Below are 21,733 nucleotides of genomic sequence, written 5' to 3'. Positions count from 1 at the left end.
CGCAGGCGCGGCGGCCTCCTTGCAGGAGCCTTGCACGTGGCCCGACTGACGGTGCTCGAACCGGAAGCGATGTATCCGGACACCGCGCTGGAGCAGGAGGTCTTCGGCCCGGAGGTCGAGATCATCCATGGCGGCGCGCCGCACACCGAGAGCCTGGACATGCTGCCGGACGCGGTCTGCGAGAAGGTGGACGGGCTGCTGATCTTCCGCCACTGGCTGAAGCCCCATCACATCGCGCGCTTCCCGAAGCTCAAGGCCGTGGTGCGCATGGGCGTCGGCTATGACCGGCTGGACCGCGCCGCCTGCGCGGCGCGCGGCATCACCGTCTGCAACGTGCCGGATTACGGCACGATGGAGGTCGCGGACCACGCGATCGCCCTGACGCTGGCGCTGCGTCGGGGGCTGCTGCTGCATCATGACCTGCAGCGCGCCGATCCGCCCGCGCCCTGGCGCTACATGGACAGCCCTTTGATCCGCCGGCTTGGCGCCCAGAGCTTCGGCATCATCGGCCTCGGGCGCATCGGCACCGCGGCGGCGCTGCGCGCCAAGGCGCTCGGCTTCCGCGTGGTCTTCTTCGATCCCTTCCTGCCGAATGGCGTGGACCGGGCGCTCGGCATCGAGCGCGCCCGCACCTTGCAGGAGCTCCTGCCGCAGGCCGACGTGCTGTCGATCCATGTGCCGGACACGCGCAAGACGCGCGGCCTGGTCGGCGCGCCGGAACTGGCGCTGCTGCCGCGGAACGCCATCGTCGTGAACACCGCGCGCGGCACCAGCCTCGACATCGATGCGCTGGAGGCGGCGCTGCGCTCCGGCCATCTCGCCGGCGCCGGGCTGGACGTGATCCCGGTGGAGCCGCCGGTGGAACCGGTGCCCTCCCTGCTTGCCGCCTATCGCCGCAAGGAGCCCTGGCTGCTTGGGCGGGTGATCATCACCCCGCACAGCGCCTTCCACACGCCGGAGGCCTGGGCCGACATCCGCCGCAAGAGCGCGGAGACGATGCGCGACGCGCTGCTGTTCGGCGGCTCGGCGAACGCGATTCCTCCTGAATCGGATTGATCCGGCTCGCCGCCCGGTGGCATGGCCACCGGGCGAGCCCACGCAGGGCTGCAAAGTCACAACTGGTGCGTGTGTTGGATTCGATGACGCACCTTTGATTGATCGTTGCGCCGCAGCGTAGCATACTCTCCCCACGCGTCAGAAAAACTGGACCGTCCAAGCCCGGGAGGCGAGTTTTGCCTACGGTACTGGAATGTTTTGACATGATGTCGCCGTGTTCACGGGATTTTGGGGGGTCGGTTGCAGGTCATCCTTGACATCTCCCGGCTTCTGACCGTCGCGCATCGGCCTGCACCGACGGGAATCGACCGGGTCGAGCTTGCCTATGCGCGCCGCTGGTCGTCGGAACCGGATGGTGACTGCACCTTCGTCGCGGAGTTGCCCCTGCTGGGATTCGCGGCACTGCCACGCCAGGTTGTGGCCGACCTCGTTGCCGCATTGGAAGAATGCTGGCTGCATGGTGGCCGCAGCGCCGCACCCGCGGCGCGCCGGGCGCGACTCGCCCTGCCCTTCGGCCGCAGCGCGCTGGTCGCGCTGCTGCGCAAGCCCGGCGCAAAGGCGTTCCTGCTGGTGTCCCATCGTGCGCTGGAACGACCGGCCCGGATCGCCGCGCTGCGCCGGCAGGGCTGCTGGTTCATCCCGCTCATCCACGACCTGATCCCGCTGCAGCATCCCGAATTCGCCCGCGCCGGCGTGGCCGAGACGCATCGCCGCCGGATCGCGACCACCGCCGCGCTTGCCGATGCGATCGTGGTGAACTCCGCCGCCACCGGCGCGGAGCTGACGCCCTGGCTGGCAGGGCGCTCCAACCCGCCGGCGATCGCCGTCGCCCCGCTCGGCGTCAGCCCGCCCGCCGTGGACGAGCCGCCGGTCGCGCTGCGCCCCTATTTCGTTGCGCTCGGCACGATCGAGCCGCGCAAGAACCACCTGCTGCTGCTGAACCTGTGGCGCCAGTTCGCCGCGACCCTGGGGCCCGCCGCGCCGCGCCTGGTCGTGGTGGGACGGCGCGGCTGGGAGAACGAGAACGTGCTCGACATGCTCGAGCGCTGCGCCGCCATCGACGGACTCGTGCGGGAAACGGGCGCCCTGCCGGACCGCGAGGTCGCCTCCCTGCTGCGTGGCGCGCGCGCCTTGCTCTTCCCGTCCTTCGCCGAGGGCTTCGGCCTGCCGCTGGCCGAGGCGCTGGCGCTCGGCGTGCCGGCCATCGCCTCGGACCTCGCGGCGCTGCGGGAGGTGGGCGGCAGCGTGCCGGATTATCTCGATCCGCTGGACGGGCCGGCCTGGCGGAGCAGCGTGCTGGACTATGCCCGCTCGGACAGCAGCGCGCGCCGCGCCCAGCTTGGCCGCCTCGGCGCCTGGAGGCCGCCCGCCTGGTCCGACCATTTCGAGGCAGTGGACCGGCTGCTGGAGCTCCTGGTGCGGGGCCCCTCGCCGGAGCGCCTGCCCGCGTCGCCGGCGGTGCCCGTGGCGCGGCGCCCCGTCGCGCGCGACCACGAGCCGGCAGGGTGAGCGCGGGCATGACACCTCCCGCAAGGCCGGGCCGCGCGCGGCTGCGCGCCGGCCGCCCCTGACGCGGACGGAACCGGCCTGATGGCGCCTCCCCGTCGCCGCCCCCGGGCGGCTGCCGAACCCATGCCCATCGCCATCGTCGGCGCGGCCTGCCGCCTGCCGGGGGCGCCGGACCTGGACGCGTTCTGGACGCTGCTGGACGCCGGCACCGACGCCGTGACCACGCTGCCGGCGGACCGCTTCAACCAGGCCGCCTTCTTCCATCCGCGGCGTGGCGAGCCCGGCCGCAGCTACACCTTCGCGGCCGGCCATATCGGCGACGCGCACGGCTTCGACGCCGCCGCCTTCGGCATCTCCCCGCGCGAGGCGCAGGAGATGGACCCGCAGCAGCGCCTGCTGCTGGAGGTGACGCAGGGCGCCATCGAGGATGCCGGCTGGCGGCCTTCCACCCTCGCCGGGCAGGAGGTCGGCGTCTTCATCGGCGGTTCCTCCACCGATTACGGCGAACTGCGCCTGCAGGATCCCTCGGGCGGCGACCGCTACTTCATGACGGGCAACGCGCTCTCGATCCTGGCGAACCGGCTGACCAACGTGTTCGACCTGCGCGGCCCGGCGGAGACGATCGACACCGCCTGCTCCTCCTCCCTCGTCGCGCTGCACGCCGCCTGCCGGGCGCTGGCGGAGGGGCGCATCCCGGCAGCGATCGCGGCGGGGGTGCAGTTGCTGCTCTCGCCCTACGCCTTCGTCGGCTTCTCCCGCGCCGGCATGCTGTCGCCTACCGGTCGCTGCCGCGCCTTCTCGGCGCTGGCCGATGGCTATGTGCGGGCGGAGGGTGCGGGCGCGCTGCTCCTGAAGCCGCTCGACGCCGCGCTACGCGACGGCGACCTTGTGCGCGGCGTGATCCACGCCACCGGGGTGAACAGCGCCGGCCGCACCATCGGCCTGGCCCTGCCGAACCGGGAGGCGCAGGCGCGGCTGATCCGGCAGGTGATGGCGGAGGCGGGCGTTGCGCCCGACCGCCTGGCGTATTTCGAGGCGCATGGCACCGGCACCCAGGCAGGCGATCCGGCCGAGGCCTGGGCGATCGGGCAGGCCGCCGCATCGCGCCGCGCCGCGCCGCTGCCGGTCGGCTCCGTGAAGACGAATATCGGCCATCTGGAGCCGGCCTCCGGCATCGCCGGGCTGCTCAAAGCGATGCTGGTGCTGGAGAAGCGCCGCGCCCCCGCGACGCTGCACCAGGGCGAGCCCAACCCGCAGATCTCCTTCGACAGACTCAACATCCGCGTCCCCGCGCAGACCGAGGCCCTGGACGCGCCGGCCGATGCGCTGGCGGGCGTCAATTCCTTCGGCTTCGGCGGGACCAATGCCTGCGCGCTGCTCGGGTCCGCGCCGAAGCCGAAACGCGGGCGCAGCGCAGCGTCGCGCGCGATGCCGCCGCTGGTGATCTCGGCGCGCTCCGCCGCCGCGCTCAAGGCCCTGGCCCAGCGCTGGGAAGCGCGGCTGGACGGAGCCGATGGAAGGCAGGCCGCGGCGCTGGCACGCGGCGTGGCGCGGCATCGTGACCTGCTGCCCTGGCGGCTGGCGCTGCGCGCCGCGGATGTCGCATCGCTGCGTGGCGCGCTGGCCGCCTGGCGCGAGGGAGGTCCCGCCTCGGCCGCCGTCTCCGGCGGGCTCTGCTTCGTCTTCAGCGGCAATGGCGCGCAGCATGCGGGCATGGCGCAGCAGGCGCTGCGAAACTCCGCCGCCTTCCGCGACGGGCTGCGCGCGGCCGACGCGGCGCTCGCCCCCCTGCTGGGCTGGTCACCCTTCGCCAGCATCGAGGCCGGCGTCACGGCCGAGGCGCTGGCGGCGACCGACGTGGCACAACCGCTGCTCTTCGCGATCCAGGTGGCGATGCTGCCGGCGCTGGCGGCGCAGGGCATCGTGCCGGAGATGGTGCTCGGCCATTCGGTGGGCGAGGTCGCCGCCGCGCATGCCGCGGGGCTACTCGACCTGCCGGAAGCGGCGCGGCTCGTCGTCGCGCGCAGCCGACACCAGCATGCGCGGCGCGGCATCGGCCGCATGGCCGCGCTCAACGCCCCACCGGACGAAGCCGAGGCGCTGGCCGCCGCCGAAGGCGTGGAGATCGCGGCGCGCAACGCGCCCGGCGCCTTCACGCTGGCCGGCCCGGCCGAGGCGCTGGAACGCGTGCGCCAGGCGGCCGAGGCGCGACGGCATGTCTTCGTGCCGCTCGACCTCGACTACGCCTTCCACAGCGCGGCCATGGACCCTGTGCGGGAGGCGCTGCTCGAAGATCTGTCCGGGCTCCGCTGCGGCGCGCCGGCGCGGCCGATGTTCTCGACCGTCACAGGCGCGGCGCTCGAGGCCGGCGAGGCCGATGCCGCCTATTGGTGGCGCAACCTGCGCGAACCCGTGCGCTTCGAGGCGGCGGTGCGCGCCGCGCAGGAGCAGGGCGCGCGGATCTTCCTCGAGATCGGCCCGCATCCGGTGCTGCAATCCTATCTGCGCGACACCGCGCGCGCCGTTGGGACGGAAGCGGCCCAGCTCGCAAGCCTCTCGCGCCGCGATGCGGACACCCACGAAGATCCCTTCGCCCTCATCGCGGACCGTGCGGTGCAGGCCGGCGCCGATCCGCGCGGCGGCCCCGCCTTCGCCGGCGCGGCCGAGCGGCGGCTGCCCCTGACCCCCTTCGACCGCCAGCGCTACGTGCAGGCGACCACCGCCGAGGGCGCCCGGCTGACCGAGCCGGCGCTGGACCATCCCATGCTCGGCTTCCGCCGCGGCGCGGAGCCGGGCGTCTGGACACGCATCCTGGACACGGCGCTGGAGCCCTGGCTGGCGGATCATCGGCTCGGTGCCGATGCGGTGCTGCCGGCTGCGGCGATGCTGGACATGGCGCTCGCCGCCGGCCGCGCGCAGCATCCGGATGCGGCCGCGCTGGAAGCGGCGGAGTTCCGCATCCTGCGGCCGCTGATGCTGGAGCCGGATGTGGCGCGGGAGGTCCGCAGCACGCTGGACGCCGATGGCGCCTTCCGGCTGGAAAGCCGGCGTCGCCTGGCCGAGGAGGCCTGGACGCTGCATGCGCTGGGCGAGGTGCGGCCGGTGGCGCAGGCCGCGCTGGAGGTCGCGCCCAGCGCGCCGGCGGCCGGCGCGCCCCTGCCGGGCGAGGCGGTGCGGGCGCGTGCCGCCATGCTGGGCCTGACCTATGCGGACGCCTTTGCCACCGTCGAGTCCGTGCAGGCGGAAGGCGACCGCGCCCTGGTGCGCCTCACCCTCCCGGACGCGGCGCCCACGGACGAAGACTTCGTGCTGCATCCGGCGCGGCTGGACGGGGCGTTCCAGGGGCTCTTCGCGCTGCTCGATCCCGCGGCGCTGCCGCCCGGCGTTGGGTTGGTGCCGGTGAAGGCCGGGCGGCTCGTCGCCGCCACCGCGGCTGCCCCGGCGGCCTCGGCCGAGATCGCGCTGATGCGACGCGGCGTGCGCTCGGCGGCGGCGGATTGCGTGCTGCGCGATGGCGCCGGTCGCGTCGTCGCGCGGCTGGACGGCGTGGTGTTCCAGCGCATCCCGCTGCCCGGCGCGGCCGACCCGCTGGACGCCGCCGCCCGCATCGAACTTATCCCCGCCCCCGAAGGCCCGCCGCCGCTGCCCGCCCTGCCGCCGGCGATCGCCGCGGCGAAGGAGCAGGCGGCGCAACGCGACCTGGCGGAAGCCGCACTGCTGCTGGAAGCGCATGTCGCTGCCGCCGCGCAGGAGGTGCCGCTGCTCGCCGCCGCGCCGTCCGCCGCGGCCTATCTCGCCTTCCTGCGGCTGTCGCTGGTGGAGGATGGCGCCGCGGAATCCGGTCCGCGCGGCTTCCGGCTGCTGCCGGAGAGCGGCCTGCCGCCATCCGCCGAGATCTGGCGCTCCGTGCTGGCGGAGCATCCCGACCTCGCCCTCGACCTCGCCTGGATCGCGGAGGCCGCGGAGCGCGTGCCGGAAGCGCTGCGCGGCATGCCGCGCCCGGTCGCGCCGCCGCCGCTGTCGGGCGCGGCCTTCAGCGCCCTGGCCGATGCGCTGGCCGCCGCCGTGGCAGGGCTCGCGGCCTCCTGGCCGGAAGCCCGGCCGCTGCGCATCCTGGAAGTGGGCGCCGCCGGCGACTTGCTGGCGCGGCGCGTGCTGGCGCGACTCGCCCCGCTTGGTCGCCGGGTGGAGTATATCGCGGCCGGCGAAGCACGGCTGGCCCTGCCGGAAGCCCCTGCGGGCATGGCGTTGGAGTCCGCCGCCTGGGACCCGCGCGGCGAGGCGCCGCCGCCCGGCCCGGCCGATGTGGTGCTCGGCCTGGCTGCCGCTGCGCGGACGCGGCTTGGCGCGCGCCTGCCCGCCACGGTGCGCCCGGCGCTCGCCGAAGGCGGTGCGCTGCTGCTGGCCGAACCGACCCCCGGCCGCGTCTGGACCTTCGTCTGCGGCCAGGACCCGGCCTGGTGGACCGGGCTCGGGCCCGATCCGGCCGGCGGCTCGGAAGGCGGCGCGCTGCCGGATGCGGCGCTGTGGCTGAACCGGCTGGACGAGGCCGGCTACCGCGCCGGCGTGGCAGAGGCGCTGACCTGCGCGCCCTGGCCCGCGGTGCTGCTGGGCGCCGAGGCGCCGCCGCCGCCGGCCGCCGCGCCGCCCGCGGCTTCGCGATCCATCCTGGTGGCCGAGCCGGGCGCCGAGAAGCTCGCGGCTGCGCTCGCCGCACGCCTCGCCGCCGGTGCTTCGGCGCCCGAACGGCTGCCCTTCGGCCCGGCTCCGGCTCCGCGAGCACTGGCGGGTGCGCGGGTGATCGCGCTGCTCGCGCCGGAGTCGCCCGACCTGGCGGCGACGCTTGCGGGGCTGGTGGCGCTGGCCAATGCCGCCGCCGGAAGCGCAGCGGAGTTCGTCGCCGTGACGCAGGGCGGCGCGCAGCCGGCGGAAGCCACCCATCGCCCCGCAGGTGCCGCCGCGCTCGGGCTTCTGCGCGTGCTGGCCAACGAGATGCCGGCGCTGAGGCCGCGCCGCGTGGATCTCGCACCGGACATGCCGGCCTCCGCCGCGGCACGGCGGCTGGCCGCGGAGCTCGACGCCAAGTCCGCCGAGCCGGAAGCGAGCCTCGCCGCCACCGGCCGGCTGGTGCCGCGCCTGCTGCCGGGCCTCCTCGCGCCGCCGCCTGCCGGTCCGCTCGCCCTTGGCATCGCGCAACCCGGCCGGCTCGGCACGCTGCGCTGGGAAGCGGCCGCGCGGCGCCGCCCGGGCCCCGGCGAAGTGGCGATCCGGGTCGAGGCGGCGGGGCTGAACTTCCGCGACCTGATGTGGGCGCAGGGGCTGCTGCCGGAGGAAGTACTGGAAGCCGGTTTCGCCGGGCCGACTCTCGGCATGGAATGCGCCGGCGTCGTGGAAGCCGCGGGGCCGGGCGTCGCGCTGCGCCCCGGCGCGCGGGTGTTCGGCGTGGCGCCGGCCGCCCTCGCGGCGCGCGCCATCACCCGGGTGGAGGCGCTGGCGCGGCTGCCCGAAGGACTGACGCCCGAACAGGCGGCGACGATCCCCGTCGCCTTCCTCACCGCGGTCTACGCGCTGGAGGAATGCGCGCGTCTCCAGCCCGAGGAGACAGTGCTGATCCATGGCGGAGCCGGTGCCGTCGGCCTCGCGGCGCTGCAGGTGGCGCAGGCGAACGGCGCGCGCGTGGCGATGACCGCGGGCAGCGCTGCCAAGCGCGCCTTCCTGCGTGCCGCCGGCGCCGACCTGGTGCTGGACAGCCGCGACCCCGGCTTCGCCGACGCGCTGCGTGCCGAATGGCCGGAGGGCGTGGACGTGGTGCTGAACTCGCTGGCCGGCGAGGCGATGGAGCGCAGCCTGGCACTGACCAAGCCCTTCGGCCGCTTCGTCGAACTCGGCAAGCGCGACTTCGTGGAGAACCGCCGCGCCCCGCTGCGCCCGCTGCGGCGCAACGCCACCTACTACGCGGTGGACGTGGACGAACTGCCGCGCGCCAGGCCGGCGCTCGCCGCGCGGCTGCTCGCCCGCATCACTGAGGGGCTGCGCGACGGCACCTTCCGACCGCTGCCGCTCTCGGTCTTCGGGCCGGAGGAGGTGGAGGCGGCGTTCCGCACGCTCCAGGCCTCGGCGCATGTCGGCAAGCTGGTGATCCGCCCGCCCGCGCCGCGCGAAGCCGCCGCCACCACTCCGTGGCTGCCGGAGCCGGAGCAGGTGGTGGTCGTCACCGGCGGCACGCGCGGCTTCGGCCTGGCCTGCGCGAAATGGCTGGCGCGGCAGGGCGTGAAGCACCTCGCCCTGATCGGCCGCCGCCGCATCGAGGATTCCGACGCGCTGCGCGAACTCGGGGAACTCGGGGCGCAGGCGGCGATCCATGCCTGCGACGTCGCCGATGCCGCGGCGCTGGAGGCGACGCTCGCGCGCATCCGCAAGGCGCATCCGATCGGCGGCGTGGTGCATGCCGCGGGCGTGCTGGCCGATGGCGCGGCGCTCGCGATGGACGAGCAGAAATTCCGGCAGGTGCTGGGGCCGAAGCTGGGCGCGGCAGAGGCGCTGGACCGGCTGACCGCGAGCGATCCGTTGCGCCTGTTCCTGCTGTTCGGCTCCGCCACCACCGCCTTCGGCAATCCCGGCCAGGGCAATTACGTCGCCGCCAATGCCGCGCTGGAAGCGCTCGCTCGGCGCCGCCGCGCCGCTGGCAGGCCCGCGCTCGCCGTGGCCTGGGGGCCGATCGGCGATGTCGGCATGCTCGCCGCGGATGCCGACAAGGCCGAGGCGCTGCATCGCCGCCTCGGCGTCGAGGCGATGACCGCGGAGCAGGCGCTCTCCGCCCTGCCGGCGCTGCTCGCCGCGCCGCATGCCGCGCCGATCCTCGCGCGGCTGGCCGGTGCCGGCACCCGCCTGCGCCTGCCGGTGATGGAGGAGCCGATGTTTTCCGCGCTCGCCGCGGAGGACAGCGGCGCGGGCGATGGCGACCTGCGCGCCCGCCTTGCCGCCATGCCGCGCGAGGAAGCCGAGGCGACCATCCAGCGCCTGGTGCAGGAGGAGATCGGCCGCATCCTGCGCCTGCCCGCCGAGGCGATCTCCGCCGAATCCCCCGTCACCGGCCTCGGCCTCGACAGCCTCGGCGCGCTGGAGCTGCGCGGCGCGCTGGAATCGCGGCTGAAGCGCCAGGTGCCGATCGCCGGCCTGTCCGAGGAGTTGACGGTCGCCGCCCTGGCGCGGCAGATCGCGGGAGCGGTGCTGGCGCCCGCGGCCGAGGAGGCCACGATCGCCGTGCTGATGGAAACCTTCGAGCCGTCGCAGCAGGATCTGCGCGAGGCCGGATAGACAAAGGAGCAGGTCGCGCGGGATGGGCAGAGGCCAGGCCTTCGGACTTTCCACCACTGCCCGGCTCGCCCTGGTCCAGCGCCTCGCCCGCCGCCGCGAAGGGCAGGAGGCGCAGGCCGCGTCGGACCCGCGCGGCTTCGGCGCGATCCAGAACGTCAAGGATTGGGGCCTGGTGCGCGACGCGATGGATGCGCTCGGCATCGAGAGCCCGTTCTTCCGCCAGCATGAGGGCATTGCCGGCGCGCGCAGCCTGATCGGCAACCGCGAGGTCATCAATTTCGGCAGCTATGACTATGTCGGGCTGAACGGCGATCCGCGGCTGCATACGGCAGCGGCCGAGGCGATGGGGCGCTACGGCATCTCCGCCTCCGCCTCCCGCCTCGTCTCCGGGGAACGGCCGGTGCATGGCGCGCTGGAACGCAAGCTCGCCGCGCATTACGGCGTCGAGGCGGCGCTCGCCTTCGTCAGCGGCCACGCGACCAACGTCACGCTGATCGGCCATCTGATGGGGCCGCGCGACGTGATCGTGCATGACGCGGCGATCCACAATTCCTGCGTCGAGGGCGCGCGGCTGTCCGGCGCGCGGCGCGTGCCCTTCGCACACAACGACGCCGCGGCGGCGGAGCGCGAGTTGCGGGCTGCGCGCCGCGGCGCGCAGCGCGCGCTGCTGGTGGTCGAGGGCCACTATTCCATGGATGGCGACGTGCCGGACCTCGCCGCCTTCGTGCGGATGGCGCGCAAGCACGACGCATGGCTGATGGTGGACGACGCGCACGGCCTCGGCGTGGTCGGCGCCACCGGCAAGGGCGCCTTCGAGGCGGCGGGCGTGGACCCGGCCGAGGTCGATATCTGGATGGGCACGCTCTCCAAGACGCTTTGCGCCTGCGGCGGCTATGTCGCCGGGCGCGCCGAGCTGGTGGACTGGCTGCGCCACACCGCGCCTGGCTTCGTCTATTCGGTCGGCCTGCCGCCGCCGCTCGCCGCCTCCGCCGCCGCCGCGCTCGACATCCTGCACGCCGAGCCGGAGCGCGTGGCGCGGTTGCAGGCCAATGCGCGGCTGCTGCGCGATCTCTGCCGCGCGCGCGGCTTCGACACGGGAGACTCCGCCGGCCTCGGCATCGTGCCGGTGGTGCTCGGCAGTTCCGTACGCGCCGCGCGCGTCTCCGCGGCGCTGCTGGAGCGTGGCGTGAACGCGCTGCCGATCGTGTTCCCCGCGGTGCCAGAAGGCGCGGCGCGGCTGCGCTTCTTCCTCTCCTCCGCCCATGAGGAGGCGGATATCCGCGCCGCCGTGGAGGCGCTGGCCGCGGCGGTGGACAGCGTGCCGGCGGGTGACGGCCCCGCGTAAGGCTCAGGCCGGGATCGGCACCTGCGCGGCAAGCGGATCGAGCAGGCTTTCGATTGCCGCCGGCTCCTCCCAGGCCAGGCCGACCGTCACCACCGTGACGCGGGAGCGGAACTGCGGCGGGATGCGCACGAAATCCTTCTTCGTGGTCACCATCACCGCGCGCAGCGCCTCGGCCTGGGCCAGCAGGTCCTTCAGGTCGCCCTCGTCATAGGGGTAGTGGTCGGCGAAGGCCTCGCGGCCCGCCAGCACGGCGCCGGCCTCCTGCAGGGTGGCGAAGAATTTCTGGGGGTTAGCGATGCCGCAGAAGGCGAAGACCGGCTGGCCCGCCAGCATCGCCGCCTCGGGCCCCGCAACCAGCTTGGCGCGCAGCACCGGCAGGCCGGGGGGAAGCTGCGCGACGGCTCCGCTGGTGTCCTCGCCGATCAGCACCGCCGCCCGGCAGCGCGCCGCGGCCGCGGCCACGGGCTCGCGCAGCGGGCCAGCCGGGATCACGCGGCCATTGCCGAAGCCGAAGCTGCCATCCACGACGAGGAGGGAAAGATCCTTCTCGAGCGTCGGGTTCTGCAGCCCGTCATCCATGACGATGGCCTGTGCCCCGCCGGCCACCGCAGCCCGCGCCCCCGCCCCGCGGTCGCCGGAGATCCAGGTGGGACGCACCTCCGCCAGCAGCAGCGCCTCGTCGCCGACCTGGGTGCTGTCATGCGCGTCCGGGTCCACGCGGACCGGGCCGCGCAGGCTGCCGCCATAGCCGCGCAGCAGGAAATGCGCGTTGACGCCGCGGTCGGCGAGCCGCCGGCCGAGATCAAGCGCCACGGTGGTCTTGCCGGCGCCGCCCGCGGTGGCATTCCCGCAGCAGATAACCGGGACCGGGGCGCGCCAGCCCGGGCGCGCCATGCGCCGGGCCGTGGCGCCGGCATAGATCGCCGAAAAGGGGGACAGCAGGAGGGGCGCGATGCCCCCGCCGCCGACCCAGAACCCGGGTGCCCTCATCCAACCTCGTTCGTCAGGAAGCCTGACCGGCGCCCTTCCGCGGGCGTCTCCGCCGGAGGATCCGGCGGCGGCATCAGGCCCAGGAGCGCCGTGGCCACCCGCTCCGGCAAGTCGGCATGGCCGTCGGCGACCGCGGCGGCAGCATCAGCCAAGGCCCGCGCGCGGCCGGCATCGGATAGCACGCCGCCGACGGCAGGCGCCAGCGCGGCGGCATCGGCCAGGCGCAGCGCGCCCCCGGCGGCCAGCAGGCGCTCGGTCGCCTCGGCGAAGTTGTGGGTGTGCGGCCCCAGCAGGATCGGGCAGCCGAGCCGTGCCGGCTCCAGCGGATTCTGCCCGCCATGCGGCACCAGCGAGCCACCGACCAGGGCCACCCCCGCCACCCGGTAGAACAGGCCGAGCTCCCCAAGCGTGTCCGCCACATGGATCGCGGTGCCCGGCCCGGGCGCCTCGCCGGCGGCACGGCGGGTCACGGACAGGCCGGCGGCCTCCTCCGCCACGGCGGGGCCACGTTCCGGATGGCGCGGGACGATGATGGTCAGCAGGCCCGGGACATCCGCGGCCAGCGCGCGATGGGCGGCGACGACCATGGCCTCCTCCCCCGGATGGGTCGAGGCGGCAAGGAAGACCGGCCGTCCGCCGATCGCCTGCCGCAGCGCGGACAATGCGGCGGGGTCGGCGGGCAGCGGCGCAGCGGCCGTCTTCAGGTCGCCCCAGGCCTGCACAGGGTCCGCGCCCAGAAGGCCGAGCCGCGACGCATCCTCGGCCGAGCGCGCCAGCACCAGCCGGAAGGCGCCGAGCGTCGCGCGCGCCAGCCCCGGCGCACGCCGCCACCGCGCGAGGCTGCGCGCGCTCATCCGCGCATTCACCAGCGCCATGGGCAGCCCGCGTCGGGCTGCGGCAGCCAGCAGGTTGGGCCAGAGCTCGCTTTCCACGAAGGCGCCGGCATCCGGCCGCCATCCCTGCAGGAAGCGCTCCGCCCAGGCGGGCACGTCCAGCGGCGCGAAGCGATGCGTCACGCGCGGGGCGAGGCCGGGCGGCAGGCGCTGGGCGAGCAGCGCGGCGGAGGTCACGGTGCCCGTGGTGACGAGGAAGTGCAGAGTGGGATCGCGCGCCGCCATGGCCTGCAGCGCCGGCAGAACCGAGGCGGTTTCCCCGACGCTCGCGGCATGCAGCCAAAACAGCCGCCCGGACGGGCGATCCGCGCCCTCCCCGCGCCGCTCCGGCAGGCGGGACGCGATCTCCTTGCCGCGGCGCGCACGCCGGGCGAGGTGCCATGGCAGGACGGGCGCGAGCAGCGTCGCGCCGATCCGCCAGGCCAGCGGCCCGATTCTCATCGTCCGATGCCCACCGCCGCATCGGCGGCGTCGCAGGCCGCGTTCAGCCCCGCCGTGATCACCGGCAGCGCCGCCTCGGCGCCGTCGCGCGGCACGCGGATCAGCGGCCCGCAGGCAATGGCCCCGCGGCCGAAGGGCAGCGGCACCATCATCCGGTCCCAGCTCGGCAGCAGGCGGTGGTGGCGGGTGGCGCCAGCCAGCGGCAGCACCGCCGCCCCCGAGAGCGCTGCAAGCTGCGCGACGCCGGGCGCCGCCTGGCGCCGCGGGCCGCGCGGGCCGTCGGGCGTGATGCCGATGGGGTCGCCCCTCTCAAGGATGCGCAGCATCTCCAGCATGGCCTGGCCCCCGCCCCGGCGGGAGGAGCCATAGACCATGCGGAAGCCGAAGCGCTCCACCGCCGCGCCGATGAAGCGCCCGTCCCGGTGCTGGCTGACCAGGATATAGGGGGTCAGGCGCTCGATGGCGGGGTTCGCCTCGATGGCCAGGCGGCGGACCACCGGCAGCAACGGCAACCGCTCATGCCAGAAGGCCAGGATCAGCGGCCGCCCGGCCGCGACCTCGGCCAGGGCCGGGGCAGCATCCACCAGCTCCCACCGCGTGGTGCGAGCGACGAGGGCGAGATAGGCACCGCTGAGGCGCGCCAGCATGAGCTGCACGGCGGGATGGCGGATCAGCCGTTGCATCGGTCCCGCGACAGGAGGCACGTCATGCCGAGGGCCGTAGCACGGGAGCGGGCGGACAGGAAATTTCCGGCCCGACGCCGTCTATCCCCCGATCGGCACCAGGCTGTCGCGGAAGCGGCGGGCGCAGGCGTCCCAGGAGTAGCGCTCCGCATGCGCCCGGCAGGCGGCCCGGTCGGCGCCGAGCGCGCGGAGGCACGCCGCCCGCAGATCCTCGTCCAGTGCGCCGACCCCGGCCTCGCCGATCACGTCGAGCGGCCCCGTGACCGGAAAGGCCGCCACCGGGGTGCCACTGGCCAGCGCCTCCAGCAGGACCAGGCCGAAAGTGTCGGTGCGGGAGGGGAAGACGAAGACATCCGCCCGGGCATAGGCCCGCGCCAGCGCGCCGTTCTCCCGGTAGCCGGTGAAATGCACCTGGGGAAACCGCTTCATCAGCGCCGCGCGCTGCGGCCCGTCGCCCACCACCACCTTGCTGCCGGGCAGGTCGAGCGCGAGGAAGCCCTCGATGTTCTTCTCCACCGCCACGCGGCCGGCATAGAGGAAGATCGGCCGCGGCAGATCCTCCCACGGCTCGGGCGCGCCATGGGTAGCGGCGTCGGGGCGGAAGCGCTGAAGATCCACGCCGCGCGACCAGGGCACGACATGGGTGAAGCCGCGCGCGGCGAGCTCGCGCGCGAGCGACGGCGTGGCGCAGAAGGTACCAGCCCCGGCCTCATGGAAGCGGCGCATCACGGCCCAGGACCAAGCGGTGGGGATGCGCGTGCGGGCGTGCAGGTAGTCCGGGAAGCGCGTGTGGAAGCTCGAGGTGAAGCGCCAGCCGCGCTTGAGGCAGATGCCGCGCATCGCCCAGCCGAGCGGGCCCTCGGTGGAGATCTGCACCGCCTCAGGCGCGAAGTCTTCGACCAGCCGCGCAAGCTTGCGGCCGGGCGCGACCGCCAGGCGGATCTCGGCGTAGCCCGGCATCGGGATCGAGACGAAGCGGTCGGGCCCGATCACCTCCACGACGTCGCCCTCGGCGCGCAGCCGGTCCACCACGACGGACAGCGTGCGGACGACGCCGTTGACCTGCGGCTTCCAGGCATCGCTGACGACGAGGATGCGATGCGGTGTGCGGCGGCTTTCCGCCAGCGCGCCCATGCCCCACTCGGCCGGGTTGTCCACGCGCGCGGCCGTGCTCAGGCCGTCGCCGCGACGGCGCGCGGCGGCGCCTGGAAGAAGGACAGGCGATTCTCGCGCGCCCAGTCCACCAATTCGAAGCGGCCATCGGCGTGCTCGACCAGCGCGGTGCAGCTTTCCACCCAGTCGCCGTCGTTCATGTAGAGCACGCCCTGCACGCTGCGCATCTCCGCGTGATGGATGTGGCCGCAGACCACGCCATCCAGCCCGCGGCGCCGCGCTTCCTGCGCCAGCGCCGTCTCGAAGCGGTCGATCGCCTTCACCGCCTCCTTCACCTGGCGCTTCAGCCATTGCGACAGCGACCAGTAGGGATAGCCGAAGCGCCGCCGCGCCGCATTGAACCAGCGGTTCATCGTCAGCGCCCAGTCGTATGCCCAGTCGCCGAGATGCGCGATGAACTTGGCGTAGCGCACCACGCTGTCGAACTGGTCGCCATGGATCACCAGGTAGCGCCTGCCATCGGCGCCGGTGTGCACCGCCTCGTTCACCAGCCGCACGCCCGCGATCTCCATGCCGAGCCAGTCGCGCAGCGCCTCGTCATGGTTGCCGGGGATGTAGGTGACCTGCGTGCCGTTGCGCGCGGCGCGCAGCAGCAGGCGGATCACCTCGTCATGGTTGGCGTCCCAATACCAGGATTTCCGCAGCCGCCAGCCATCGACGATGTCGCCGACGAGGAACAGCCGGTCGCATTCCACGCGCCTGAGGAAATCCACCAGGAAATCGCTGCGGCACCCGCGCGTGCCGAGATGGATGTCGGAGAGGAACACGGTGCGGTAGTGGCGCTTCGCCTCGGTGCTGTGCATGCCCATCCGGTTCCCGCCGCCACCACCGCGGAACGCGGCATGGCTGCTTCCGTTGCGTTGCCGCGCTTTAGCCGGCCGCTCAACGATTCGACGTGAATCTTGAATGACGTCCTGCACGCGGCAGGCTGTGGAGCGATGCGCGCATCGCATGTCACGCAGCCGTCAGGAAAACGATGGCGAATCGTCATGCTGCGGCGCTACGCGGCGCGCGTGCTGATCGTGTTCAACCCCGCCGCCGGTGCCGGGCGACGCCGCCGGCTGTCGCGCGCGCTCGCCGCCCTGCTCGCGCGCGGGCTGCGGCCGGAACTCGCGGAGACGCGCGGGCCGGGCGATGCCGAGACGCTGGCGCGCAGCGCCGCGCAACGCGGCGTCGGCGTGGTGGTCGCGGCGGGTGGCGACGGCACCATCGCGGAAGTGGCCGCGGGGCTCGCCGGCAGCGCCGCGGCGCTCGGCGTGCTGCCGCTCGGCACGGCGAATGTGCTGGCCTGGGAACTCGGCGTGCCGCTCGCGCCCGAACGCGCTGCGGCGGCGGTGGCCGCCGGGCGGGAAGCGGTGCTGCGGCCGGGCTTCGCGCAGTTCGGCGACGGCCGCACGCGGCTCTTCGTGCAGATGCTCGGCGCCGGATTCGATGCGTCGGTGGTTGCCCATCTCGATCTCGGGATGAAACGGCGGATCGGTCGCGCGGCCTATGTGCTGCAGTCGCTGCGGGAGATGGCGCGCTATGACTTCCCGCCGATCACGGTGGAGAGCGACGGCGTCGTCTCGCAGGCCGCCAGCGTGATCGTGACCAAGGGGCGGCTCTATGCCGGGCGCTATCGCATCGCGCCGGAAGCGCGGCCGCATGCGCCCGGGTTCCAGCTGGTGCTGTTCCGCAGGCCGGGCGCGCTGCAGGCCGCGCTGGCCGGCGCGGCGCTGCCGCTTGGCCTGATCCCGCGGCTGCCGGGGGTGGAGATTGTCGCGGCACGCCACATCCGGCTTTCCGCCGCCGCCCCCGTGCCGGTGCAGGCGGATGGCGACCCCGCGGGGCTGCTGCCGGCGGAGATCACCGACGCAGCCGGGAAGCTGCGGATTCTTCTGCCCTGATTGCGGTCCCCGACGGTCAGGCCGCGCCCGGCGCCCCGAAGGCAAGGACCCCCGCCCAGAGTGCGGCGCCGAACGCCACCACGCCGAAGCCCAGCGCGGCCATCAGCCCCGCCGTGCCGAGGCCCAGCAGCAGCACGCCGGCAGCACTCGACAACCCCGCCAGGGCAGCGAAGCCGGCCAGCAGGCAGAGCGTGATCAGCACCGTGGGCCCCCTTCGGATCATGGCAGTCACGTGATGTATACGCCTCTTTCTTGCCACGATTAAACACGAAGCCGTCAGCCCGGCGCGGCCGCCGTCGCCTCGTCGTAGAGAATGCGGCCATCTACCAGGTGCACCTGGCGCGTCGCGCGCGCCGCCAGGCCGGGATCATGGGTGACGACGATCACCGATCGGCCCTCCTCCGCCGCCATGCGCGCGAAGATGTCGAACACCGCCGCGGCGTTCTTCGTGTCCAGGTTGCCGGTCGGCTCATCCGCCAGCAGCAGCGCGGGATCATTGGCCAGCGCGCGCGCGATGGCGACGCGCTGGCGCATGCCGCCCGAAAGCTGCTCCGGCAGCTTGCGCGCCGCATCGGCGAGGCCGAGCGCATCCAGCAGCGACAGCGCCCGCTCGCGCGCCGGCTTCTCCGCCAGCGCGCCGAGCCGGCGGATCGGGATCAACACGTTGTCGAGCGCGCTGAACTCCGGCAGCAGGAAGTGGAACTGGAAGACGAAGCCGAGCCGCGCCAGCCGCAGCGCCGCCATCTCCTTCGTGCTGAGCCGCGCGGTGTCGCGGCCTTCCAGCAGCACCTCCCCGGAGGTCGGCCGGTCGAGCAGGCCCAGCAGATACAGCAGCGACGACTTGCCCGAGCCGGACGGGCCGGTGATCGCGACGAATTCGCCGCGGCCGATGCCGAGGCTGATGTCGCGCACCAGCGTCACGCCCTCCGCCAGGCTGCGCGTGACGCCGCGCGCCTCGATCAGCTTCGGGCCGTCGGCGGCGATGGGTGCGGGTCTGTCCGTCTCGGTCTCTGCCACGCAGCCGATGCTAGGCGGAATTGCCGCCTGGCGGCAGTGCGGGTCATGGCGCCGCGGCGATGCGCCCGATCGCCGCGGCCAGCGCATCCGGTGCCGACAGCATCGGCGCGTGTCCGGTCGGCAGTTCCACCGGCGCCGCGATGCCCGCCGCCTCCGCCATCGCCCGCTGCAACGCTGGCGAGATGGTGCGGTCCGCGGTGGTGAGGATGTAGGCGCGCGGCACGCTGCCGAAGCGCGCGGCGCTGAGCGCGACCGGCGTGGCGAGAGGTGGCACCGGCTCGGCGCGGTGATTCGCGACCAGCCAGGCCGCCTCGGCCGGGGCGCAATCGGCGCAGAAGGTTTCCACGATGCCCTCCCGCGCGATGCTGGCGGGCGAGTAGCGCGACGGATCCTCCTGCCGCCAGTAGCGGCCGACCAGGCTCGCCGGGTCGCGCTGCGACAGCGCATAGGCGCTCTCGCCCGATTGCGGCAGATAGGCTGCCAGATAGACCAGCCGCCGTAGCCGCTCCGGCGCGGTCTCGGCGACCGCGGAGATGACGATGCCGCCGAAGCTGTGCCCGAGCAGCACCACGTCGCGGCGATCGCCGATGGCGGCGGTCACCGCTTCGACATACCGCGCGAGCGTCGCCTCGTTTGCCGGCGTCGGATCGGCGCCATGCGCGGGCAGTTCCGGCGCCAGCACCTCATGGCCCGAAGCAGCGAGCGCCTGCGCGGTGGTGCGCCAGACGCCGGCGCCCATCCAGGCGCCGTGCACCAGCACGATGGGCGGCTGCGCCGGCGCCTGGGCGCGCAGCGGCGCGGCCATGGCGAGCGGGGCGGCTGCCAGCAGCGCGCGCCTCGTGGTTCGCAGGATCATGCGGTTCGTCTCCATGTTCAGGCGCCGAGCGCCGCGATGACCGCTTGCGCGGTCTCGAAGCCCGAGAAGTTCTGCTGGCCGGTGATGAGGTTCGCATCGCGCACGGCGAAGCCGCGCCACAGCCCGGCCTGAACGTAGTTGGCGCCGAGCGCCTTCAGCGAATCCTCGATGCGCCACGGCATCACATGCGTCCCGCGCGGCAACGCGCCCATGGACCAGACCGCTTCGTCCGCGAAATCCTCCTCGACATTCGCGAAGCCGGTGACGGTGCGGCCGCGCACCACCGGCTCGCCATTCGATCGCATCGCGTAGCGCAGGATGGCGGTGCCGTGGCAGAGCGCGGCGGCGACCTTGCCGGATTCGAGGAAGGCGCTGAACTTCGCCTGCAGCGCGGTTGCTTCCGCGAAGGTGAACATCGGCGCCTGGCCGCCGGCGACGAAGATGGCATCGAAATCCTCGGGCGCGATCGCCTCCGCCGGCCTTGTCGCCTCGATCAGCGAGGCCAGAGCGGGCGTGGCGATGAAGCCCATGCTGACGAGATCGTCCGCGGCGTAGCCGGAGGCGTCGCGCGGATCGCTCAGCGCATCCGCCACGCAGCGCCCGCCATCCGGGCTGAACAGATCGACGGCGTAGCCCTGCTCGTGGAAGGCCAGCCAGGCATGCGTCAGCTCGCTCCACCAGAAGCCCACCGGCCAGCCGGTGGTGCTGGAGGTGGCGGGATTGGCGATGACCAGCGCGATGCGCTTCGGGCGCGTGCGGTGGAGTAGGTTGCGATCCTTCAGGCTCACGATGCTGCATCCCTCGGCGGCGGGCGATCCCGCATGGCCCCAGGCTGCCCGCGCGCCGGGTGCAGCGGAACTGAAATCGCTTGATATGTGATTTCGATTTGGGCGATATCGGCCAATGCCTGCCATCGGACACACCGAGCTGCGCCGCCTGGACATGACGCTGCTGCTCGTCTTCGACGGGCTGCTGCGCGAGCGCAAGGCGACGGTGGTGGCGGAGCGTCTCGGCGTCACGCAATCCTCGATCAGCCATGCGCTCAAGCGCCTGCGCGATATCTTCGGGGAGGAGCTGTTCCTGCGCCGCCCGAACGGCGTGGAGCCAACGGCACATGCGCTGGCGCTGGCGCCGACCATCCGCCGGATCCTGGAGCTGACGCGGGAGGCGCTTGGCGCCGATCCCGGCTTCGATCCCGCCACCGCGCAGGGCATGCTGCGCATCGGCGGGCTCGATTATCATTGCGCACTGCTCGCCGCGCCGCTGCTGGCGCGGATGCGCCACGTCGCGCCGGGGCTGACCGTGAGCTTCCGCGCCGCCGCGCGCCGCGACGCACTCCGGGCGCTGGCGGCCGACGAACTCGACCTCGCCCTCGGCTATTTCTGGGCGCTGCCGGAGGAGTTCGGCCAGGAGACGCTGTTCGAGGAGAACTACGCCGTCGTCGGGCGCGCGGGCCATCCGGCGCTGCGCCGCCTGACGCTGCCGCGCTTCCTGGCGGCCGAGCACCTGCTGGTGTCGCAGGACGGCGCGCTGCACGGCGTGGTGGACCGGGCGCTGGCCGAGCGTGGCGCCGCACGGCGCGTCGTCGCCGCAGTCCCGCATTTCCTGCCCGCGCTGGCCACCGTGGCGGATTCCGACCTGCTGGCGACGCTGCCGGCACGGCTGGTGCGCTCACAGGCGCGGCGCTTCCGGCTGGCCAGCGCGAAGCCCCCCCTGCCGCTGCGCAGCTTCACGGTCTCCGCGGTCTGGCATCGGCGCCAGGCGCGCAGCGCGTTGCGGGAATGGCTGCTCGCGCGGGTGCGGGAGGCGCTGCGCGACGCCGCCCGCGCGTGAGTGCGGCAGCATCGATATCCGACATGAGCGGATTGCGATTGCGCGCATGATACGCCCGCGCCAGCCTTGCGCGACAGGCGGAGGCGGCTCATGCGGATCGCGATCATCGGCGCAGGCAATGTCGGCGCCGCGCTCGGGCGCAACTGGGCCACCCATGGTCATGCGGTGGGCTTCGGACTGCGCGACCCGGAGGCCGAGAGATACGCGCCGCTCGCCGCTGTTGGTCGCCTTGCCGCTCCCGCGGACGCCGCGGCGGAGGCCGAGGCCGTGGTGCTCGCGACGCCCTGGCAGCAGACGGAAGCCGCCATCGCGGCGCTCGGCAATCTCGCGGGCAAGCTCGTGCTGGATGCGACGAATCCGCTGGCGATGGGGCCGGAGGGCCTCGGCCTCGCCTTCGGGCATTCGGATTCAGGCGGCGAGCGGGTCGCGGCCTGGTGCCGCGGCGCGTCGGTGTTCAAGACGCTCAACACGACCGGCGCCGAGATCATGGCGGATCCGCGCGGCTACGCCATGCCGCCCGTGATGTTCGTGGTCGGCGACGATGCCGCCCGCAAGCCGGACGTGCTGCGCTTGGTCGCCGATCTCGGCTTCGAGGCGCTGGATGCCGGACCGCTGGCGAATGCGCGACTGCTGGAGGCACATGCGATGCTGTGGATCGACCTGGCGCTGAAGCGCGGCCTGGGCCGGCGTGCTGCCTTCGCCCTGTTGCGGCGATAACGCTGCGCCCCTCCACG

Annotated in this window: 16 protein-coding genes; 7 read left to right on the top strand and 9 right to left on the bottom strand. The window is 73.9% G+C overall.

All coding sequences use genetic code 11. From position 1 onward, the window contains the following. The first annotated feature begins 36 nt into the window (after positions 1-36). The 4 genes from E4T13_RS17220 to E4T13_RS17205 all read left to right on the top strand — a co-directional run bounded on the left by E4T13_RS17220 (position 37) and on the right by E4T13_RS17205 (position 11,227). A complete protein-coding gene (locus E4T13_RS17220; RefSeq protein WP_240791173.1) occupies positions 37-1,056 on the top strand; it encodes a C-terminal binding protein in 1,020 nt (339 codons plus the stop codon). A gap of 240 nt (positions 1,057-1,296) precedes the next feature. Further along, positions 1,297-2,565, top strand: a complete 1,269-nt coding sequence (locus tag E4T13_RS17215; protein WP_240791172.1) for a glycosyltransferase family 1 protein — start codon at positions 1,297-1,299, stop codon at positions 2,563-2,565. A gap of 123 nt (positions 2,566-2,688) precedes the next feature. Then, on the top strand, positions 2,689-9,882 hold the full coding sequence (locus E4T13_RS17210) for an SDR family NAD(P)-dependent oxidoreductase (protein WP_170985043.1): 7,194 nt from the start codon (positions 2,689-2,691) through the stop codon (positions 9,880-9,882). A gap of 22 nt (positions 9,883-9,904) precedes the next feature. Next, positions 9,905-11,227 carry an aminotransferase class I/II-fold pyridoxal phosphate-dependent enzyme gene (locus E4T13_RS17205; protein ID WP_137179514.1) on the top strand — a complete coding sequence of 441 codons (1,323 nt, stop codon included), beginning with the start codon at positions 9,905-9,907 and terminating at the stop codon, positions 11,225-11,227. A 3-nt stretch (positions 11,228-11,230) separates the two neighbouring features. On the opposite strand, the gene lpxK is transcribed toward E4T13_RS17205, so the two are convergent. From lpxK to E4T13_RS17180, 5 genes are all read right to left on the bottom strand, one after another. Then, complete coding sequence (lpxK, locus tag E4T13_RS17200) at positions 11,231-12,217, bottom strand: tetraacyldisaccharide 4'-kinase (RefSeq protein ID WP_137179513.1); 987 nt, start codon at positions 12,215-12,217, stop codon at positions 11,231-11,233. Then, a complete protein-coding gene (locus E4T13_RS17195) occupies positions 12,214-13,551 on the bottom strand; it encodes a 3-deoxy-D-manno-octulosonic acid transferase (RefSeq protein ID WP_137179512.1) in 1,338 nt (445 codons plus the stop codon). Before E4T13_RS17195 ends, lpxK begins: the two co-directional genes overlap by 4 nt. Continuing rightward, positions 13,548-14,234, bottom strand: a complete 687-nt coding sequence (locus tag E4T13_RS17190) for a lysophospholipid acyltransferase family protein (protein ID WP_137179511.1) — start codon at positions 14,232-14,234, stop codon at positions 13,548-13,550. The genes E4T13_RS17195 and E4T13_RS17190 overlap by 4 nt, the downstream gene beginning before the upstream one ends. Before the next feature lie 81 nt (positions 14,235-14,315). After that, positions 14,316-15,368, bottom strand: a complete 1,053-nt coding sequence (locus tag E4T13_RS17185) for a glycosyltransferase family 1 protein (RefSeq protein ID WP_137180007.1) — start codon at positions 15,366-15,368, stop codon at positions 14,316-14,318. A 38-nt stretch (positions 15,369-15,406) separates the two neighbouring features. Beyond that, positions 15,407-16,210, bottom strand: coding sequence for a UDP-2,3-diacylglucosamine diphosphatase (locus E4T13_RS17180; protein WP_137179510.1), 804 nt, complete (start codon positions 16,208-16,210; stop codon positions 15,407-15,409). Between the two features lie 186 nt (positions 16,211-16,396). Between E4T13_RS17180 and E4T13_RS17175 the strand changes: the two genes are divergently transcribed. After that, entirely contained in the window at positions 16,397-17,293 is an 897-nt protein-coding gene (locus E4T13_RS17175) for a diacylglycerol kinase family protein (RefSeq protein WP_170985042.1), read from the top strand. A 16-nt stretch (positions 17,294-17,309) separates the two neighbouring features. Here E4T13_RS17175 and E4T13_RS17170 read toward each other — a convergent pair whose 3' ends face one another. The 4 genes from E4T13_RS17170 to E4T13_RS17155 are packed head-to-tail and all read right to left on the bottom strand — an operon-like array spanning position 17,310 to position 19,954. Beyond that, positions 17,310-17,516: a hypothetical protein gene (locus tag E4T13_RS17170; RefSeq protein WP_137179508.1), complete on the bottom strand. Its 207-nt coding sequence runs from the start codon at positions 17,514-17,516 to the stop codon at positions 17,310-17,312. Between the two features lie 53 nt (positions 17,517-17,569). Then, positions 17,570-18,310 (bottom strand): ABC transporter ATP-binding protein, encoded by a 741-nt coding sequence (locus tag E4T13_RS17165; protein ID WP_240791171.1) that lies wholly within the window; start codon positions 18,308-18,310, stop codon positions 17,570-17,572. A 43-nt stretch (positions 18,311-18,353) separates the two neighbouring features. Beyond that, entirely contained in the window at positions 18,354-19,166 is an 813-nt protein-coding gene (locus E4T13_RS17160) for an alpha/beta fold hydrolase (protein ID WP_170985041.1), read from the bottom strand. Between the two features lie 17 nt (positions 19,167-19,183). Then, on the bottom strand, positions 19,184-19,954 hold the full coding sequence (locus tag E4T13_RS17155) for a type 1 glutamine amidotransferase domain-containing protein (protein ID WP_137179505.1): 771 nt from the start codon (positions 19,952-19,954) through the stop codon (positions 19,184-19,186). Positions 19,955-20,069: 115 nt separating this feature from the next. Here E4T13_RS17155 and E4T13_RS17150 point away from each other — a divergent pair, with 115 nt between their 5' ends. Together E4T13_RS17150 and E4T13_RS17145 are read left to right on the top strand one after the other, a co-directional pair. After that, positions 20,070-20,999, top strand: coding sequence for a LysR substrate-binding domain-containing protein (locus tag E4T13_RS17150; RefSeq protein WP_137179504.1), 930 nt, complete (start codon positions 20,070-20,072; stop codon positions 20,997-20,999). 90 nt (positions 21,000-21,089) lie between these two features. Further along, the gene (locus tag E4T13_RS17145; RefSeq protein WP_137179503.1) at positions 21,090-21,716 is read left to right on the top strand and encodes an NADPH-dependent F420 reductase; all 627 of its coding nucleotides are present in this window, start codon (positions 21,090-21,092) and stop codon (positions 21,714-21,716) included. The last annotated feature ends 17 nt before the right edge of the window (positions 21,717-21,733 follow it).

The organism is Roseomonas sp. AR75 (genome assembly GCF_005222815.1).
Lineage (GTDB): Bacteria > Pseudomonadota > Alphaproteobacteria > Acetobacterales > Acetobacteraceae > Falsiroseomonas.
This window is presented reverse-complemented; position numbering and strand designations above follow the sequence as displayed.

Bases quoted from the DNA above. Each gene is read 5' to 3' on its own strand.
- E4T13_RS17210 (WP_170985043.1), top strand. From the start codon at position 2,689: ATGCCCATCGCCATCGTCGGCGCGGCCTGCCGCCTGCCGGGGGCGCCG.
- E4T13_RS17205 (WP_137179514.1), top strand. From the start codon at position 9,905: ATGGGCAGAGGCCAGGCCTTCGGACTTTCCACCACTGCCCGGCTCGCC.
- lpxK (WP_137179513.1), bottom strand. From the start codon at position 12,217: ATGAGGGCACCCGGGTTCTGGGTCGGCGGCGGGGGCATCGCGCCCCTC.
- E4T13_RS17195 (WP_137179512.1), bottom strand. From the start codon at position 13,551: ATGAGAATCGGGCCGCTGGCCTGGCGGATCGGCGCGACGCTGCTCGCG.
- E4T13_RS17190 (WP_137179511.1), bottom strand. From the start codon at position 14,234: ATGCAACGGCTGATCCGCCATCCCGCCGTGCAGCTCATGCTGGCGCGC.
- E4T13_RS17185 (WP_137180007.1), bottom strand. From the start codon at position 15,368: ATGGGCGCGCTGGCGGAAAGCCGCCGCACACCGCATCGCATCCTCGTC.
- E4T13_RS17180 (WP_137179510.1), bottom strand. From the start codon at position 16,210: ATGCACAGCACCGAGGCGAAGCGCCACTACCGCACCGTGTTCCTCTCC.
- E4T13_RS17175 (WP_170985042.1), top strand. From the start codon at position 16,397: ATGCTGCGGCGCTACGCGGCGCGCGTGCTGATCGTGTTCAACCCCGCC.
- E4T13_RS17170 (WP_137179508.1), bottom strand. From the start codon at position 17,516: ATGATCCGAAGGGGGCCCACGGTGCTGATCACGCTCTGCCTGCTGGCC.
- E4T13_RS17160 (WP_170985041.1), bottom strand. From the start codon at position 19,166: ATGATCCTGCGAACCACGAGGCGCGCGCTGCTGGCAGCCGCCCCGCTC.
- E4T13_RS17150 (WP_137179504.1), top strand. From the start codon at position 20,070: ATGCCTGCCATCGGACACACCGAGCTGCGCCGCCTGGACATGACGCTG.
- E4T13_RS17145 (WP_137179503.1), top strand. From the start codon at position 21,090: ATGCGGATCGCGATCATCGGCGCAGGCAATGTCGGCGCCGCGCTCGGG.